This is a genomic window from Corynebacterium sp. c25Ua_89, assembly GCF_047459735.1.
Lineage (GTDB): Bacteria > Actinomycetota > Actinomycetes > Mycobacteriales > Mycobacteriaceae > Corynebacterium > Corynebacterium simulans.
On record NZ_JASBOD010000001.1, the window covers coordinates 422,161 to 439,628 of the forward strand.

At 59.1% G+C, this 17,468-nt stretch carries 19 protein-coding genes; 13 read left to right on the forward strand and 6 right to left on the reverse strand.

Features of this window, described 5'->3' with window-relative positions:
* Nucleotides 1-20: 20 nt before the first annotated feature.
* Entirely contained in the window at nucleotides 21-1,088 is a 1,068-nt protein-coding gene (locus QKB66_RS01985) for a D-alanine--D-alanine ligase family protein (RefSeq protein ID WP_248090457.1), read from the forward strand.
* Between the two features lie 6 nt (nucleotides 1,089-1,094).
* Here QKB66_RS01985 and QKB66_RS01990 read toward each other — a convergent pair whose 3' ends face one another.
* Complete coding sequence (locus QKB66_RS01990) at nucleotides 1,095-1,997, reverse strand: DUF3515 domain-containing protein (RefSeq protein WP_414252580.1); 903 nt, start codon at nucleotides 1,995-1,997, stop codon at nucleotides 1,095-1,097.
* On the opposite strand from QKB66_RS01990, the gene QKB66_RS01995 reads away from it, so the two are divergent.
* From QKB66_RS01995 to QKB66_RS02030, 8 genes are read left to right on the forward strand one after another with little or no spacing between them, the layout of a single operon-like run.
* Nucleotides 1,945-3,015 (forward strand): thiamine-phosphate kinase, encoded by a 1,071-nt coding sequence (locus QKB66_RS01995; RefSeq protein WP_070432956.1) that lies wholly within the window; start codon nucleotides 1,945-1,947, stop codon nucleotides 3,013-3,015. The two genes, QKB66_RS01990 and QKB66_RS01995, sit on opposite strands and share 53 nt — an antisense overlap.
* 30 nt (nucleotides 3,016-3,045) lie before the next feature.
* Nucleotides 3,046-3,720: a uracil-DNA glycosylase gene (locus QKB66_RS02000; protein ID WP_414252581.1), complete on the forward strand. Its 675-nt coding sequence runs from the start codon at nucleotides 3,046-3,048 to the stop codon at nucleotides 3,718-3,720.
* Between the two features lie 10 nt (nucleotides 3,721-3,730).
* On the forward strand, nucleotides 3,731-5,077 hold the full coding sequence (locus tag QKB66_RS02005) for a DAK2 domain-containing protein (protein WP_248090448.1): 1,347 nt from the start codon (nucleotides 3,731-3,733) through the stop codon (nucleotides 5,075-5,077).
* A gap of 2 nt (nucleotides 5,078-5,079) precedes the next feature.
* Nucleotides 5,080-7,206 carry an ATP-dependent DNA helicase RecG gene (locus tag QKB66_RS02010; RefSeq protein WP_248090444.1) on the forward strand — a complete coding sequence of 709 codons (2,127 nt, stop codon included), beginning with the start codon at nucleotides 5,080-5,082 and terminating at the stop codon, nucleotides 7,204-7,206.
* Nucleotides 7,207-7,216: 10 nt separating this feature from the next.
* Nucleotides 7,217-7,432 (forward strand): biotin/lipoyl-containing protein, encoded by a 216-nt coding sequence (locus QKB66_RS02015; protein WP_061922230.1) that lies wholly within the window; start codon nucleotides 7,217-7,219, stop codon nucleotides 7,430-7,432.
* The gene (rsmD, locus tag QKB66_RS02020; protein WP_061922233.1) at nucleotides 7,429-8,004 is read left to right on the forward strand and encodes a 16S rRNA (guanine(966)-N(2))-methyltransferase RsmD; all 576 of its coding nucleotides are present in this window, start codon (nucleotides 7,429-7,431) and stop codon (nucleotides 8,002-8,004) included. The genes QKB66_RS02015 and rsmD overlap by 4 nt, the downstream gene beginning before the upstream one ends.
* Before the next feature lie 10 nt (nucleotides 8,005-8,014).
* Nucleotides 8,015-8,491, forward strand: coding sequence for a pantetheine-phosphate adenylyltransferase (gene coaD / locus QKB66_RS02025; RefSeq protein ID WP_062040971.1), 477 nt, complete (start codon nucleotides 8,015-8,017; stop codon nucleotides 8,489-8,491).
* Nucleotides 8,488-9,231: a sulfite exporter TauE/SafE family protein gene (locus QKB66_RS02030; protein ID WP_062035154.1), complete on the forward strand. Its 744-nt coding sequence runs from the start codon at nucleotides 8,488-8,490 to the stop codon at nucleotides 9,229-9,231. The genes coaD and QKB66_RS02030 overlap by 4 nt, the downstream gene beginning before the upstream one ends.
* A gap of 33 nt (nucleotides 9,232-9,264) precedes the next feature.
* On the opposite strand, the gene QKB66_RS02035 is transcribed toward QKB66_RS02030, so the two are convergent.
* The 5 genes from QKB66_RS02035 to QKB66_RS02055 all read right to left on the reverse strand — a co-directional run bounded on the left by QKB66_RS02035 (nucleotide 9,265) and on the right by QKB66_RS02055 (nucleotide 12,844).
* A complete protein-coding gene (locus tag QKB66_RS02035) occupies nucleotides 9,265-9,753 on the reverse strand; it encodes a hypothetical protein (protein WP_248090441.1) in 489 nt (162 codons plus the stop codon).
* Nucleotides 9,754-9,755: 2 nt separating this feature from the next.
* Entirely contained in the window at nucleotides 9,756-10,316 is a 561-nt protein-coding gene (locus QKB66_RS02040; RefSeq protein ID WP_248090438.1) for a hypothetical protein, read from the reverse strand.
* A 41-nt stretch (nucleotides 10,317-10,357) separates the two neighbouring features.
* Nucleotides 10,358-10,846, reverse strand: coding sequence for a YbjN domain-containing protein (locus tag QKB66_RS02045; protein WP_414252582.1), 489 nt, complete (start codon nucleotides 10,844-10,846; stop codon nucleotides 10,358-10,360).
* Nucleotides 10,839-11,342, reverse strand: a complete 504-nt coding sequence (locus QKB66_RS02050) for a YbjN domain-containing protein (RefSeq protein ID WP_248090433.1) — start codon at nucleotides 11,340-11,342, stop codon at nucleotides 10,839-10,841. The genes QKB66_RS02045 and QKB66_RS02050 overlap by 8 nt, the downstream gene beginning before the upstream one ends.
* Before the next feature lie 80 nt (nucleotides 11,343-11,422).
* Nucleotides 11,423-12,844, reverse strand: a complete 1,422-nt coding sequence (locus QKB66_RS02055; RefSeq protein WP_414252583.1) for a TIGR01777 family oxidoreductase — start codon at nucleotides 12,842-12,844, stop codon at nucleotides 11,423-11,425.
* Between the two features lie 473 nt (nucleotides 12,845-13,317).
* Here QKB66_RS02055 and pyrR point away from each other — a divergent pair, with 473 nt between their 5' ends.
* The 4 genes from pyrR to carA are packed head-to-tail and all read left to right on the forward strand — an operon-like array spanning nucleotide 13,318 to nucleotide 17,453.
* Nucleotides 13,318-13,896, forward strand: coding sequence for a bifunctional pyr operon transcriptional regulator/uracil phosphoribosyltransferase PyrR (gene pyrR / locus QKB66_RS02060; protein WP_248090427.1), 579 nt, complete (start codon nucleotides 13,318-13,320; stop codon nucleotides 13,894-13,896).
* 1 nt (nucleotide 13,897) lies between these two features.
* Nucleotides 13,898-14,851, forward strand: a complete 954-nt coding sequence (locus QKB66_RS02065) for an aspartate carbamoyltransferase catalytic subunit (RefSeq protein ID WP_070455610.1) — start codon at nucleotides 13,898-13,900, stop codon at nucleotides 14,849-14,851.
* Between the two features lie 39 nt (nucleotides 14,852-14,890).
* Complete coding sequence (locus QKB66_RS02070; RefSeq protein WP_414252584.1) at nucleotides 14,891-16,240, forward strand: dihydroorotase; 1,350 nt, start codon at nucleotides 14,891-14,893, stop codon at nucleotides 16,238-16,240.
* Nucleotides 16,241-16,292: 52 nt separating this feature from the next.
* Complete coding sequence (gene carA, locus QKB66_RS02075) at nucleotides 16,293-17,453, forward strand: glutamine-hydrolyzing carbamoyl-phosphate synthase small subunit (protein ID WP_414252639.1); 1,161 nt, start codon at nucleotides 16,293-16,295, stop codon at nucleotides 17,451-17,453.
* Nucleotides 17,454-17,468: the final 15 nt, after the last annotated feature.

Consider the following 17,468-nt stretch of genomic DNA (forward strand, 5'->3'; position numbering starts at 1 on the left):
CGAGGGTAAAGTTTGCCGTTATGAGCGAAAAGATCCGTGTAGCCGTTGTATATGGCGGTCGTAGTTCCGAGCATTCTGTCTCTTGTATTTCCGCAGGCGCGATCATGAATCACCTTGACCCTGCGAAGTACGAGGTAGTGCCTATCGGAATTACTAAGCAAGGCCAGTGGACGCCGGGAACCACCGAGGGCCTAGAAATCATCGATGGCGTTATGCCGGAGGTGACTTTGGGCGATGAATTGGCGTTGTCCCTAAACCCAGCCACCAAGGGCCGTTTCCACAACGTCACTCAGCACAACCACTATGCGCAAGTCGATGTCATCATCCCGGTTCTGCACGGACCATATGGCGAAGACGGCACCGTACAGGGGCTTTTTGAGCTTTCCGATATTCCTTATGTGGGCACCGGCGTACTGGCTTCTTCGGCCGGCATGGACAAGGAATTTACCAAGAAGCTGCTCAAGGCAGAGGGCCTGCCGGTAGCGCCCGAGGTGGTGCTCAAGGAGCGCACCGAGTTGACCGAGGAAGAAAAGCAGGAACTGGGGCTGCCGGTCTTTGTAAAACCTGCACGTGGTGGCTCTTCCATCGGCGTTTCCAAGGTCAGGGATTGGGCAGATTTCCCGCACGCAGCCGAGGTGGCCTTCGAAAGCGATGGCAAGGTGCTCGTCGAGCCTGAAATCGTGGGCGCTGAGGTAGAAATCGGTGTACTGGAGTATGCGGATGGCTCCATCATTGCCTCGGTTCCAGCACAGCTCAATGGCATCGAGGAGGCCGACGAAGGCTTCTATGGCTTCGATGCCAAGTACATCGATGAGGGCGTGAGCGCACAGATTCCGGCCCCGCTTGCAGAAGACCTAACCAAGACTTTGCGAGAGACCGCCATCGCGGCTTTCCGTGCACTGGGCTGCGAGGGCATTAGCCGCGTGGACTTTTTCATCACCGAAGATGCCTTCTACATCAACGAGATCAACACCTTCCCGGGCTTTACCCCGATCTCCATGTATCCGCAGGTATTAGCCGCCACGGGCGTCGATTACGCCGCGCTTCTCGACGCCTTGGTAGATAACGCTCTCGCCCGCGCGAAATAATCCTCGCTATTGGCCAGGGGTGTGCTTGGCCAAAGTGTCGCTCATGCGCACCAGCGCAGAGTTGGCAACGTCCTGGGGCGCGAACAAGGCTAAGTCGTTCGCGCGGCCCAGGGCGAACCAGGTTCCGCCGGTAGTTCCCTCGGCCAAGGTGGTGTCTTCGAACCAAGGCACATCGTTTACTTGCTGGAGCTGTACGCCCGGTTTGTAGTTTTCGGGTTCGCCGACGCCGCAGCGCACCACGATGTCTTCTCGGCCTTCCGCGCTCCAGACGTAGGTGTTTTTGTCCTCGATGTCGCTGCGGCGGGTGTAGCCATCTGCGATGTTCTCCGGCAGTGCCTTTTCCAAAGGGGCACACATCTTGTCCGGGCCGTCGGCAAGCTGCGAAAGCGGTGCCGGGCGGGGCTCGTGGTGCTTCTTGCGCAGCGGCTCGAGCGTCTTATCCAAACCGGTGGGACGCTCGTCGTTGAAGGTGGTTACCGCTACCACGGGGCTGCGATCGGTGTTGTACCACGTGGTGAGGTTGGAGCCTGGGGTCATGTCTTTGACCTTGAGCCAAGCATCGCCGTCGATGTCCTCGGTCTGGGAGTAGGCGGTGTACTGATAAGGCAGGTTGGCGCCGCAGCGCAAGCTGACTGACTCGGAGGAAAGTTTTGCCCACGCAGCGGCGCCTGCCGGAACCGGCTCGGCGATTTCGGCCCGGGGCTGGCCCATGAACTCCTCGGGCGCTGCCGCGACGACGGCCTTACACTCCGCGGAGTTAGCGTCGTCTGATTGAATGGGGGACAGCGCAACTGGGGTTTTGGCCGTGTTTTCGAAGTAGAACTTCGCGCCAAAAATAACCGCGAATACCATAACAATGGATAGTCCAAGTGAGATAAATACGGCGGTGCGGTTAAATTGGTTGGTCATAAGCGTTTATCCTAACGCGTTAAGCAATGTCAGCATTAACCTCCCGTTGAGAAAGGCCATTGTGCATTTGTCGCATACCCTCGGGCAAGCAGGCGAGCAACATGTCATCGGTGAAATCGTAGCCGCGGCGCCCAGCGCGCTAAACGGCGATGACGCCGCCGTCATGTTCCCGGATCCGCCGAACTCACGCACGGTGGCTTGCACCGACATGATGGTGGAGGGCAGGCATTTCCGCCGTGACTGGTCCACTCCGATGGAGGTGGGCCAGAAAGCGATTCTGCGCAACTTTGCCGATATCGAGGCGATGGGCGCGCGTCCCACTGCAGCGTTGCTCGCGATTGCGGCGCCTGCGGAGACCCACGTGTCCTTCGTGCGCGGTATTGCGGAAGGTATCGCCCAGCGTTGCGCCCTTTATAACGCAGAGCTGGTCGGCGGTGACCTCACGCGCGGTTCACAGCTGGTTATCACCGTTACCGCAATTGGCACGTTGGGCGGAAGCCAACCCCCATTGACTCTGGATGGGGCACGAGCGGGACAGAAGCTGGTCAGCCACGGCAAGATTGGTTACTCCGCGGCGGGGCTTGCGTTGCTGCAGGAACATGGGCGCGATTTACCGCCGGAGCTTTCGGAGCTATGGCCGCTTATCGACGCCCACTGCAATCCTTCGCTCAAACCAGGCCGCGGCGTAATCGCCCGCGCCACGGGGGCTACCGCCATGACGGATAACTCGGATGGCCTCGTGCCAGATATCGCGGGTGTGGCAAAGCGCTCCAACGTGCACATCGACTTGCACTCCACCGCCATCGCTCCTGACGCTTTGCTCACCGAAGCTGGCGTGGTCTTGGGCGTTGACCCATGGGAATGGGTGCTCACAGGCGGCGAGGACCATACCTTGGTGGCTACCACCAACAAGGAAGCGCCGTCGGGGTTCCGCGTCATCGGCACCGTCAACCGCGGCACTGGGCTGACCGTGGATGGTAAGAAGCCGATGTATGACGCTGGCTGGCAGAGCTTTTAAACCAGCGAGGAATTTTCAGGGGAGGAAATGATGACTGCGCCGTACTCGCAACTTTTTGATACCTCGGTAATCGATAGCTCGTGGTTGCCGGTCTTGGCGCCGGTACTAGAAGAGCACCTGCCGTCCATCGAGCAGCAATTGCAGCAGCTGCCGGAAGGTGGATTCCTGCCAGCGGGCGAAAATGTCTTTGCTGCCTTTCGCGTGCCTTTGCCCGAAATGCGCGTGCTCATCGTGGGGCAGGACCCTTATCCTACGCCAGGACATGCGGTAGGTCGGTCTTTTGCCACGGCACCTGGGGTTAAACCGCCGCGTTCCTTGCACAACATCTACAAAGAGTTATGCGAGGACGTAGGCGTTAACCCGCGCGAAGACGGTGACTTGCGCGCTTGGGAGTCCCAGGGAGTCATGCTTTTAAATCGCGTGCTCACGGTGGCACCGGGTGAGGCAGGCTCGCATCGTAAGCTCGGCTGGCAGGCCATCACGGAGGCTGCAATCCGGGCGCTCAATCGGCAGCCGATGGTGGCCATTTTATGGGGCAATGATGCCAAGGCCTGCGCGAAGTTCTTGCCGGACGTGCCGATTATCTCTTCGGCGCATCCTTCGCCTCTTTCCGCACGCCGAGGATTCTTTGGCTCACGGCCTTTTTCGCGCGCTAATGAGCTTTTGCGCGACCAGGGCGCGCCGGATGTCGACTGGCACTTGTAAACTATTCGGCATGTCATATCCGAGTTCGTTAGATGCCCGTGGTCTTCATAACTGGGCGATCCGAACTGTTGGTGAACTTTCCCACCGACGCGCTGAAATCAATGCGCTTAACGTATTCCCGGTTCCAGATTCCGATACCGGCTCCAACATGGCCCACACCATGGAGGCTGCACTCGAGCAGGTGGAAAAGGGAGGCGACGTAGCCGAGGCACTTGCCATCGGTTCCGTGCGCGGCGCCCGTGGCAACTCCGGCATGGTGTTATCCCAGGTGCTGCGCGGCATCGCGGATACCACGGTTGATTCCCGCGTGGATGGCCAGACTTTTGCGTCTGCTTTGAGCCTCGCAGTGCAGCTGGTGGAACGCGCCATTGCGCGTCCGGTGGAGGGCACGGTCATTTCGGTCTTGCGTGCGGCGGCAGCAGCGGCTTCCGCGTCTGCTGAGCAGCCTGGCAAGCAATTCCACGACATCGTGGTCGAAACTATCACTGCCGCCCGCACTGCATTGTCCAAGACCCCTTCGCAGCTTGCTGTACTGCGAGAGGCCGGTGTGGTCGATGCTGGCGGTACCGGGTTCGTCATCCTGCTTGAGGCCTTGCTGGCTGAGATCGAGGGCGGCGCGGTGCGCGAGGCCGAACACGAAGACGAGGTTGAGGCCGAGCTCGAGGTGGTCTTCTTCTTCGAAGGGGATCTGGACGCACTTGGTGAAAAGATAGGTGAGCATGGCAATAGCCTCGTCATTGCCCGCGCCACTGAGAACTCCGGCTCGGTACACATTCATACCCGTGAGGCCGGCCCTGTCATCGAGATGGCCTTCGGCTCCGGCGTGGTAAGCAACCTGCGCTTGGAAGTACTGCCGGAGCAAGCAGACGAACCCGTAGCGGATGAGTCATCCCGGCGCATCTTTGCGGTAGCGCCGGCAGGCCCGGTCGCAGCACTTTTTGAAACCGTAGGCGCCAAGATTGTTCGCCCAGGCGAGCAAGTCACGGTTTCGCAGCCGCAGGATATTTACCTGCCCAACGGCTTTGAGGGCGATGCCGGGGAGGCCCGCGTGGTGCCCACTGAGTCTTTGGTTGCAGGCCTGGCGGCAATCTCCGTCTATGAGCCGGATAATCCTGACACCGATTCCATGGTTTCGGTTATGAGGGATGCCGCGCGTTCCATGCGCGTGGATAAACCTGCGCATGAAGACGCTGACTCTATCTTGGTCAAAAGCCGTGAGATGTTGGCTGCCGGGGGAGAGCAAGTCACCGTCCTCACCAGCCTTAAGCTGGATGATGATTACCTGTCTGAGGCACTCGAAGTGGAGGTCGTTGCCATCCATGTTGAGGGAATCAAGACTGAGATCGGAGTGGAGTAAGCATGCTGGGATGGCGGGACGAGCGGGAGTTGAAAGAGATCTTGCCGGCCAAAGACGCCACCAAAATCAAAAAGGCATTTGGGTACACCACCTGCGGTGAGTTGCTCAGCCACTATCCGCGTGACTACATCCGCCACAACAAAGAAGTAGGCCTGGGCGGTGCCAACGAAGGCGATTATGTCACCGTCACCGGCCAGGTGGTGCGTCTCCAGCAGCGGAACACAGCCAAGACCTTCTTGCTCACATTATCGATGGATAACGGGATCACCGCCACTTTCTTCAATGCGCACTATCTCACCCGCGTGCTGCGCCAAGGCATGCGCTTGATGCTAAGCGGCAAGCTGAAGTTCTACCGCGGGCAGCCGCAGCTTCAACATCCTGACTTCGTGGTTATCGATGCAGGCGGTGCGGGTAGCGCGAGCAACGCGCTGTACGACGCAGCGCCTTCCGGAGGCAGCGGCGGCAAGGTTACGGCTACAGGCTCGCTGCGTAACCTCTCGCAGTTCGGGCAACTGGAATCTTTGCTTGAGCGCGAGTGGATTCCTATTTATCCCGCCAGCGGCAAGGTGACCTCGTGGTACATCATGGGCGCTATCCATATGGTGCTGGAGAATACTCCGACGATCCCCGAGCCGCTGGACTACCGGATGATGGTGGAACTTGACCAAGCTATCCGTGAAGTCCACGAGCCCACAGCGGCTGGCCCGGAAAGAGCTATTCAGCGTTTGAAGTACAACGAGGCTTTGTCCATTGGCCTCGTCATGGCCCTGCGCCAACGCGACTTCAAGGCGCGTACCGCCGTGGCGATGCCTTCCATCTTGGACGGCTACCGTGATGGGCTGTTGAGCAACCTGCCCTTCGAACTAACGGCAGGGCAGCGTAAGGTCATTGCGGAAATCGACGAAGACCTCTGTGGCACACTGCCCATGATGCGCCTGCTGCAGGGCGAGGTTGGTTCCGGCAAAACCATGGTGGCTACGTGTGCGATGTTGCAGGCGGTCGATGCAGGCAAACAGGCGGCACTGCTCGCACCGACTGAGGTGCTGGCGGCGCAGCACGGGGCGTCGATTAGCGCGAGTGTGCCCGATGGTGTCAAGGTCGCCGTCCTGACCGGTTCCCAGCGCACTGCGGAAAAGCGCCAGGCATTGCTGGACATTGTCTCCGGCGAGGCGGATATCGTCATCGGCACGCACGCCATTATCCAGGACTCTGTAGAGTTCTTCGACCTAGGCCTCGTGGTAGTAGACGAGCAGCATCGCTTCGGCGTGGAGCAGCGCGATAGCCTGCGCTCGAAAACTCGAGAGGGCACGAGCCCACACATGCTGGTCATGACGGCAACGCCGATTCCGCGCACCATCGCCATGACTGTCTTCGGTGACTTGGCGGTATCTACCCTGCGCGAGCTGCCTGGCGGGCGCAAGCCCATCCAATCCAGCGTGGTTCCGGAATGGGCACCAGCCTGGGTGCAGCGTGCTTTAGCGCGCATCCGCGAGGAGGTGCAGGCTGGCCACCAGGCCTATATCGTCTGCCCGCGCATCGAGGGAGAAGGCGGCGTACTCGAGGTGGCGGCCCAACTCCAGGCCGGACCGCTACGTGACCTTAAACTCGACGTTCTGCATGGTCGCATGAACGATAAAGATGAGGTCATGTCGCGCTTTGCACGGGGTGAAACAGACGTGTTGGTCTCTACGACCGTCATCGAGGTCGGCGTTGACGTGCCCAATGCCACGGTGATGCTCATTCGCGAGTCCGAGAACTTTGGTGTCTCGCAGTTGCATCAGCTGCGGGGCCGCGTTGGCCGCGGCGGCAATGCTTCCATCTGCCTGTTCCACACCACCGCAGCAGAAAACACGGGCTCCTTTAAACGCATCATGCAGATTGCGGATACCACCTCAGGCTTCGAGTTGGCGGAGATTGACCTGCAACAGCGCCACGAGGGCGACATCCTGGGCACCCTGCAATCGGGAACCCAGCGCTCGCTGCGCCTGCTGGACTTGGCATATGATCGCGACATCATTGAGCGCACGCACGATGATGCGTTCCGTTTAGTGCAGCGCAATCCAGAATTGGCGCTGGAATTAACCCGGAACATGACCGAGAGCGAGCAGGAATACCTAGAAAAGAACTAACCTAGAGCCCATGAACATTTGCGCACCTTTTGCCGGCACTGTGCGTTTTCACGTGAGCGTGGGCCAAGAGGTCTCTGCGGGAGATGCCATCGCTACCGTGGAGGCCACCAAACTCGAAGCTCCCGTCGTGGTCCCGGGACGTGGAGTGGTGGATAAATTGTGTACTGAAGACTTTGCCGCAGTCTATGGCGGTGACGTACTAGCGATTATTGGAGAGGCACGATGACCAGAATTATCGCCGGAGAAGCCCGCGGGCGCAGCATCAAGGTGCCAGAGTCCGGCACGCGCCCTACCGCGGACCGTGCACGCGAGGGTCTGTTTTCCTCGTTGAATGTGCGCTGGGGGTTTGCTGATAGCCGCGTGCTGGATTTGTTCGCCGGCTCCGGTGCCTTGGGCCTGGAGGCAGCTAGCCGCGGCGCGGAGGAAGTCGTTTTGGTGGAATCCAACCCGGCGGCAGTGAAGGTGATCAAGCACAACGTGGGCGTCGTCAAGCACCCGCGCGTGGACGTACGCGAGATGAAGGCCTCTACGTACCTGGCCACCGCACCGCGCGGTTACTTTGACATGGTGTTGGCAGACCCACCTTATGCTTTCGACGATGTGCAGGGCCTGCTGGAGGCCATTGAGCCCGTGCTTGATGATGCAGCGATTGTCGTCATCGAGCGTCACGTAGATAGCCCAGAGCCGCAGTGGCCCGAAGGTTTTGAGCCCACCGGCCAGAAGCTCAAGAAGCGCACCTTCGGTATCGCGCGCTTTGATATGGCCATCTACCACCGTCCGGATGCAAGCGGGGAGTAAAGGAAAACCTATGCCGACAAAAGCAGTATGCCCGGGTTCTTTCGACCCTATTACCTTGGGCCACGTGGACATCATCAACCGAGCGGCGGCGATGTTCGACGAAGTAACCGTGTTGGTCACCGGCAACCCGGATAAGCCTTCCGGCCTATTTAGCGTCGAAGAGCGCGTGCAGTTTATTCGTGAGACTTTCGATGAGCACATAAAGGTCGATTACTGGTCCGGCCTGCTCGTGGACTACACCACGGAACACGGCGTGGACACACTGGTCAAGGGGCTGCGCTCTTCCTTGGACTACGAATACGAGCTGCCGATGGCGCAAATGAACCGTCGCCTTTCCGGCATCGATACGGTCTTCTTGCTCACCGATGAAAAGTACGGCTACATTAGCTCCTCGTTGTGCAAGCAGGTGGCCAAGTTTGGTGGGGACGTCACGGGCATGTTCCCAGCGCACGTGGGACGCGCGGTGGTGGAGAAGTACGCCCAATGATTGCAATCCCACTTGCGATCCTACTGACCGTGACGTTGGGTTCTTGCCTGCAACGAGTCTCCGGCATGGGGCTGGGACTCGTCGGCGGACCTATTTTGACGTTGCTTCTGGGCCCAGTCCAGGGCATCATGGTCATCAACGTGCTGGCGGTGGTCAACGCGATGCTGACTACATATTCGATGCGTGCCAACGTGGACTGGGGCAAGTTCTTGCGTATTGCGCCGGTGATGGTGCTGGGCGCAATCCCGGCGGCCTTGCTGGTGGCTAATATCGACTCGGCCGCCTTGCTGGTCCTGGTGGGCGCGGCCCTGCTCATCGCACTGGGCGTGGTGACCTTTGGTAAGCGCTTCGTGCCGGAAATGCACGGCCTTGGCCCCTCCCTGTCAGCGGGTGTGCTCGGCGGTTTCACAAACACGCTAGCTGGTGTAGCCGGCCCTGTTATTACCGTTTATGCGCAGGCAGCGCGCTGGCCGCAGGCGGTCTATGCCGCTACGTTGCAGCCTTGTTTCATCGTGGGCGGTCTATTCTCAGTGAGCACCAAGTTGGCCGTGGGGGCGGGCGGATTCGGTGATGTGACGTGGCTAATTTGGCCAGCCGGCGTCATTGGCATGTTCCTCGGCATCGCCACGGGCACACGTATTGCGCGCCACGTGCCGCGCGAGAAGGCACGCATTCTTTCTTTGACCGTGGCTTCCCTTGGCGCAGTCAGCGCTTTGATTCGTGGCCTGATTAGCCTCTAAACGTGGACAGAGGCCCCTCAGCCTCCCTTAGCTTTACGATTCCTGGACCGCGTGAGCCAACTCGTTGAAGCGGTCCAGGGTGCTAAGAAGCGCGTCTTGGGCGGCGATGACCGCGAGGTTCAACGCGTGGAAAAGCTGTTCGTCGTTCATGCCCGCGGTGGTGACGAAGGTGGCGTCGCCACGCAGTTCCACGGTGTCTTCTTCGCTGCGGCCCACGAGTGCGCGGCCGTCGAAAGCAGAAGCGTTGTGCTCGTTGGCGATGACGTGGAAGACGGGGGAGACATCCTCGTAGGAAAGGGTGGTGGGCAGGAGGCACTCCAGCTTCACCAAATCTTCCGCCGCGCTGATGACCCACTTCAAGTTATTAAGGTGAGCACTCAAAGAATCTGGATAGTCCGGGTTATCCTCCGGAGACATGTTCATCTCCGGCGTGCTGAGCTGCTCTCGCACGCGCTTTAGCGTTACTGCAGGAAAATCAGGCTGGCTAAACAAATCAAAAGGAAATGCGTTCGGGGTAGCCATTGTTAGCTGCGACCTTTCTTGTTTGCTGCCTTATCGTTCCACTTAGCTGCCTGCGGGAAGGCTTCGGCAACGGCGTCGAAAGCCATGCCGAAGCTGTCGAAGGCGCTCAAGACGAAGCTGCCTAGCTGGTTCGAGCTAAGGCCAACGCCAATACCCATTGCACGGTTGGCGCAGATGGCGATCTCTTCTTCCTCCTGCTTGGCTCCTGCGCCAGTGCCTTTCGGACGGAAGTCATAACTTAAGGTCGGCGCGGACATGTTCCAGTTGAACTCTGCGATGAATCTGCCGACCTTCTCTTCCGCGCTTGCCGGGAGGCGACCTTCCCACACCGCGAAGGCACTCAAAGTGTCATTCTCGATGTCGAAGTGGATGGTGATGTGTGGCAAACCAGTCTGCAGCACCAAGCCTTCGCCGACGCCAACTTCTGCGGCATCGCTGTCAGCGGCAGCGTCCTCCGGGGCGGAGTCTTCGATTTTGTCGAGTAGGACGTAATCGGCCTCGAGCTGCTCGAAGAGCTCTGCGAGCCGGTGAATGTTGACTTCAGCTATGGACTGGTTGGTCACAACGGACTCTTTCTAGAGGTGTTTCGCGGGTACAAGGAGCGCTATTCGCTGGCGGGGCTGGCCTCGCCAGCCTGGGCTGCGGTTTCGGAACCGAGCTTGGCCATTTCGTCGGCGGAGGCAACCATTGCGTCCTGGGCACCAATGACACCGTCGACTGCCCCCTTTAAAGCAGCGGTCAGCTGATCATCGGACAGGCCAGCGGCGCAGGGAATATCGCGCTCGGTACGTACCACAAGCAGGTTCTCGTGCTCGGAGATAACGGCACGTGCGCCGAATGCAGCGGAGTTGATCTGGTTTGCAGCCAGAAACAGACCGGCATCGGCCTGGGAGTAGACGGCGTCGGTTGGCACATCGCAGCGCACGATGACGACGGAATCCAGAACCGCGAACACGCAAGGCAGGCCGTTCAAGTTAGCGGTAGCGGCATCAACGCGGCCTTCGACCTTGGTCAACTCGATGTCGAAGGTCTGCATTGCGCTAATGATGCGGTCGAGCGTGACCTGCGGCTGAGCATAAGCTTGATTAGTCATTTTCGTGTTCCTCCCAGGTGACGAGTTGCGGGTACTGCTGCTCAATCCAAGCGAAGGACTGCAGGATGGCGTCCAAGGTGGACATAACGAAAGCGCCCAGCTGGTTGCGGGAAGCGCCGTGAGTGGTGTCCAGCACGCGCACGCCGGAGACCGCTAGGGTGTTTTCCGGACCTTCGAAGAATCGGAAGGTCGGCGCGAAGTGGTTCTGGTTCCACTGATTAATCTGCATCAGAAGGTTCGGGCCCTCAGATGCCGGAATGGTGCCGCGCCACACGGAATCAGCGGTCATGGCGTTCTCGCGCAGCTGGAATGCGATAGCTGCGTTCGAGAAACCAGTACGCAGTATCTTGACGGTCTTTTCTTCAGAAACTAGCTGTTCTTCGATGCGGTACTCCAACTTCTCAGAGTCGAAGATTTCCGCAATGCGCTCGAGCGTCACAGGCTCGATAGGAGTATCGGGCAAGATGGTTGGTTGACCATCGGCTTGATCAGTCACTGAAATTAATCCTCACGTCGTTTACATGGTGAATAAATCGGAATCTTGATCAAGGCTACCGGAGTCGGGACGCGTGCCTGCTAGTCGGCCGCCCGCGTGGCGGGAGTCCACAACTCCTCGCCACCTAGTTCGTGTGCAAGCGCGGCTGCGACTGTGGAGTAGCGGAAGGTATGGCCGAGTTTGTTCAGGCGGGCCGGGATAACCTTCTGGTTAGCCAGGGCGAGCTCGCTTGCGCCCTCCTTGCCTAAGAGCAGTGCCGGGCCGAAGGTTGGGATGGGGACCATCGCTGGGCGCTTGAGTTCCTCACCGAGTGCATGGACAGATTCTTTGTTTAAAACCGGGGTAGGCGAGGTGGCGTTGACCGGGCCTACAAGCTGCGAATCAACCGCCGCGCGGAAGTAGATATCAGTCAGGTCATCCATGGCGACCCAGCTGTACCAGAATTCGCCCCTGCCAAACGCGCCGCCGAGGCCTGTCGAAAACAGCGCCCGTAAAAGCGGTAGCAAGCCGGAATTGCTGGAGAGAGCGATTCCCGTTCGCACATTGACCACGCGCTTTCCGGCCTCGCGGGCAGGTGTGCAGGCGGCCTCCCAATCACTGACCACGTCAGCAAGGAAGCCGTCACCGCGGCTGGACTCTTCAGTCAGCTCGGTATCGCCCTGGTCGGCGCCGTAGATGCCGATTGCCGATGCACAGACCATCGCTTTTAACTCTGATGTTGCGCCGGCGACCTCTGCCAGCAGTTGTGTCGGACGCACTCGCGAATCTCGGATATCTGCCTTGTGGGCGGCATTGAAGCGGCCGAAGATTGGTTCGCCGGCTAGATGGATAAGGACGTCGACGCCCTCCAAGAGATTCGGCGCCGGCAGGTTCGGACGCCATTGGCGCTGGCCCGGTTTGGGGCTATTGCGCACAAGCTGGATAACCTGGTGTCCTGCCGTGGTTAGTTGAGCAGTGAGCTTTCGTCCCACACCGCCACGGGAGCCAGTGATGGCGAAAACCAACGGGCGGACATTGCTCGAAGAATCGACGGCCGGTGCCGTGGCGTGGATGCCAAGTTCGCGCATACGGTTCAAAAACTGGAAGTCCTCGATTAGCTGGTGTTGGCGATAGGCGAAGACAGAGTTAACAGCCCATGACGGAATGCGGGTGTCGACGGTGTCGGTGATCTGAGTGGCGGCGCCGATGTCATTGGCATCAGCATCGGTATCAGCGAAAAGGTGATGGTGACGCCACGTGGCCCAGGAGCGCATGGGCGCGTTGAGGCAAACGTCGCTGAAGCTGACGTTGATTTGAAAGCGCGAAAGGTCGTGTCGGGCAACCCACTTAAGACCACCTGGCAGGCCCAGGATCGACGTGCCATCAGCCAAGGACTCTGCCTGCTTTAACGGGGTCATGAAAGTAAAAGGAGGAGTAAGGCGCGCTAGTGCGCCGCGACGGGTATGCCATTGCCATACCTGCTCGCGTGGGGCTGGAACTTGGTGTTTGACCGAAAAGCTCACGTGGTTTAGGTCTTCCTCTCCTTATATCTGTGCCGATCACGCAGGATATTGATGCCGACTGTACGGGACAAGATTTCAGCGGATTTAGGTGCCGGTACGGCGGACTCGTAGGGAGCCCAAATACTTTTTATTCCCTAAACGTTAGCAATTGGGCGAGAACCGCCGCAGTTCGAACGGAACTAGTGTGCAGGTGCACACCTGCGAGCGGGGTTGAGTAGGCTGCACTGATCGCCGTTATATGCGAGCGAAAAGGTTGGCGAAAGTGAGATCGTTGTTACGTGTGGGGGTAGTAGCCAAATGAAACGGTTTCGAGGAACTATAGGTTGATGCTAAAATGATCGTTGTCCATGTGAGCAACCACGTTGCTCGGACGTTTGAGGCAATCTTCCGCCCACGGCGGGCGTAAAATTACTTCATTCCCATCTACCGGCATCCTTTAAAGACCGCACTGTGAGGCGGGGAAGGAGGTCACGATGAGTGGAATTGACACCAACGCGGAGTCTAACGAGCTGTTGAGCTCTGATGACGTCGCGCGCACTGTCGCACGCATCGCGCACCAGATTATTGAAAAGATAGCGCTTGACTCTGAGAACGCAACTCGGGTCGTACTCCTTGGCATTCCCTCTGGTGGCGTGCCATTGGCTCAGCGTCTTGCACAAAAAATTGCGGAATTTTCCGGCGTAGAAATCCCATGGGGATCCCTAGACATCACGCTCTATCGCGACGATCTCCACAACAAGCCGCACCGCGCATTGCAGCCCACCAAAATTCCGAACGGTGGTATCAATGGCGCGACCGTCATCCTGGTCGATGACGTCCTATATTCCGGCCGCTCCATTCGCGCTGCACTTGATGCGCTGGCCGAAGTTGGCCGTCCGGAAATCATTCAGCTCGCAGTCCTCGTGGACCGCGGCCATCGCCAGCTGCCGATTCGCGCAGACTACGTCGGCAAAAACATTCCAACGGCACGCGATGAAGATGTCATCGTCTACAACGCCGAAATTGATGGCCGGGACGCGGTAGTCCTGACCCGCAAGACCGCGGAGGCTTAAAATGAAGCACCTACTTTCCATCGCTGATCTCAACAAAGACGAAATCGTTGGCCTGCTCGATGAGGCAGACCGTTTCCACGAAGCGCTTGAAGGCCGGGAAGTGAAGAAGCTTCCGACCCTTCGCGGACGCACCGTCTTTACCTTGTTCTATGAAAACTCCACTCGTACCCGCTCTTCTTTTGAGACGGCGGGTAAGTGGATGTCCGCAGACGTCATCAACCTGTCGACCTCGACGTCGTCAGTGAAAAAGGGCGAGTCCTTGAGGGACACCGGCCTCACGCTTAGCGCTGTCGGTGCGGACGCCATCATCATTCGCCATGCATCGTCTGGTGCGCCGCAGCAGTTGGCGGGTTGGGTAGCGCCTAACGGCGATGGCCCTTCCGTTATTAACGCCGGCGATGGTGCACATCAGCACCCAACGCAGGCGCTTCTCGACGCCGTGACTATGCGCCAGCGCCTTGGCATCAAGGGCGGCAACTTCTCCGGGCTCAAGGTCAAGATTGTGGGTGACTGCCTGCACTCCCGCGTGGTTCGCTCGAACGTTGACCTTCTTAACGCCCTCGGTGCGGAAGTCACCCTGGTGGCTCCGCCTACTCTTCTCCCATTCGGCGTCGATACCTGGCCGGTCAAGGTTTCCTATGACTTTGATTCCGAGCTGGCCGACGCAGACATCGTCATGATGCTGCGCGTTCAGGCAGAACGCATGAACGGCGGCTTCTTCCCATCGCACCGCGAGTACGCGAACCTTTATGGCCTGTCCAAGGCGCGCGCCGCAGCCATGAAGAAGGACGCAATCGTGATGCACCCGGGCCCAATGCTGCGTGGTATGGAAATCAATTATGCCGTCGCCGACTACGACAAGGCGGCAGTTCTGCAGCAGGTAAACAATGGCGTATACGCCCGCATGGCGGTGCTGTTCACGCTGTTGACCAATGGCGAACACGCCGGAATCTAATTCAGCCGGAATTAAGAAAAGGGAAGAGAGTAAGAGACCATGACTAACTATCCAGAAACCGGCCGTCTTTCTGCCGCTGCGGAAAAGCGATTGCTGATTAAGAACGTGCGCCCATATGGCGAGGGTGAGCCGGTACAGGTGCTCATCTCTGACGGTGTCATTGCGGATATGGGTGCTGACCTTGAGTCAAGCGCGCAGTTCGATGAGACAATCGACGCCGAAGGCAACGTGCTGCTGCCGGGCTTGGTCGATATGCACGTACACCTGCGCGAGCCAGGCCGCGAGGACACTGAGACCATCGAAACCGGTTCCCGCGCTGCTGCCAAGGGCGGCTTTACCGCAGTATTTACCATGGCCAACACCAACCCGGTGACGGACCAGCCGATTATCGCCGAGTCCGTTTGGGCTAAGGCACAGGCGCTCGGCCTGTGCGACGTTCACCCGGTGGGTTCTATTACCAAGGGCCTGGAGGGGAAGACCCTCACCGAGTTCGGCATGATGGCGCGTTCGGATGCGAAGGTGCGCATGTTCTCCGACGATGGCAAGTGCGTGCAGGACCCGCAGTTGATGCGCCGCGCGTTGGAATACGCCAAAGGCTTGGACGTCCTGCTTGCCCAGCACGCAGAAGACCACCGCATGACCGAAGGCGCATCCGCCCACGAGGGCGAGACCGCAGCGAAGCTGGGCCTGCGCGGCTGGCCGCGTGTGGCGGAAGAGTCCATTGTCGCCCGCGATGCACTGCTGGCGCGTGACTACGGCAACCGCATGCACATCTGCCACGCTTCCACCGAGGGCACCGTCGAGCTGTTGAAGTGGGCAAAGGGCCAGAACATTCCACTGACTGCGGAGGTTACCCCGCATCACCTGCTGCTTACTGATGAAAAACTGGTGAGCTATGACGGCGTCTTTCGCGTGAATCCGCCGCTGCGCGAGGAGCGCGACACCTTGGCTCTGCGCCAGGCGCTGCTCGACGGCGTCATCGACGTCGTGGCAACCGACCACGCACCGCATGGTTCCGAAGACAAGTGCGTTGAGTTCGAAAACGCAAAGCCAGGCATGCTGGGCCTTGAGTCCTCGCTGGCGATTATCGCCAAGATTTTCGTGGCCTCCGGTCTCGCAGACTGGCGCTTCGTCGCCCGTGTGATGTCGGAGCGCCCGGCAGAGATCACCAAGCTTCCGGACCACGGCCGTCCGATTGCAGTGGGCGAGCCCGCCAACCTCACCATCGTGAACCCCGAGCACAAGTGGGTCTCCGATTCCACCAAGCTGGCTTCGAAGTCTGAGAATAATCCTTATGAGGGCGAGGAGTTCGGCGCACGCGTCACCCACACTATTCTGCGCGGCACCGTGACCTACGAACTGGCCGCAGACGAAGCCGAAGGCAAATAGCCTTGCACCCTATAGACCCACCAAGCCACAGAAAGACCACATTGTGACTGAGATCAAACCAGCAAGAATCCCGGCAATTCTCGTGCTGGCTGATGGCCGCACTTTCCGCGGATACGGCTTTGGCGCCACGGGCACCACACTCGGTGAGGCAGTGTTCAGCACTGCAATGACTGGTTACCAGGAAACTTTGACCGACCCTTCCTACCACCGCCAGATCGTCGTTTCTGCAGCGCCGCACATTGGTAACACCGGTTGGAACGACGAAGACAACGAGTCCCATGGCAACCAGATTTGGGTTGCTGGCTTGGTTATTCGTGACCTCGCACAGCGCGTATCTAACTGGCGCGCGGAGCGCTCCCTTTCGGATGAGATGGAAGCCCAGGGCATCATCGGCATCCGCGGAATCGATACCCGCACCTTGGTTCGTCACCTGCGCAACTATGGCTCCATCGCCGCCGGTGTGTTCTCCGGTGAGGACGCGCAGCGCCCGGTAGAGGAGCTGCTTGAGGAGGTCAAGGACCAGCCGTCGATGGAGGGCCTGGATCTATCTGAGCAGGTCGCTACCGAAAAGCCATATACCGTGGCGGCAGAAGGCGAGAAGAAGTTCACCGTCGTGGCCTACGACATGGGTGTTAAGACCGCTACGCCGGGCAATTTTGCCAAGCGCGGCATCGAGACCATCGTGGTTCCGGCTAATACTCCTTATGCTGAGATTAAGCAGTACAACCCGGATGGCGTCTTTGTCTCGAATGGCCCTGGTGACCCAGCTACCGCCGACAAAATGGTGGCCATCGTCCGCGACATCCTGGATGCCCGCATTCCCTTCTTCGGCATCTGCTTTGGCAACCAGATTTTAGGCCGCGCGCTGGGCCTAGACACCTTCAAGATGAAGTTCGGTCACCGTGGCATCAACGTGCCGGTACGTAACGTCTTGACCGGCAAGATCGACATCACTGCGCAAAACCATGGCTTTGCCATCGCTAGCCCGTCCGGCCAGGAGAACCCAGCTGGCGAGGAATTCGATACTGACTTCGGCCGCGGCATCGTCACCCATACCTGTCTCAACGACAACACGATTGAGGGCGTAGCGCTCAAGGACGGAATGGCTTTCTCCGTTCAGTATCACCCAGAGTCAGCTGCGGGCCCGCATGACGCAAACCCGCTGTTTGATCAGTTCGTTGAGCTAATGACCGAAAAGACCCCTAACAAGTAGGCACCAGGAAGAGGA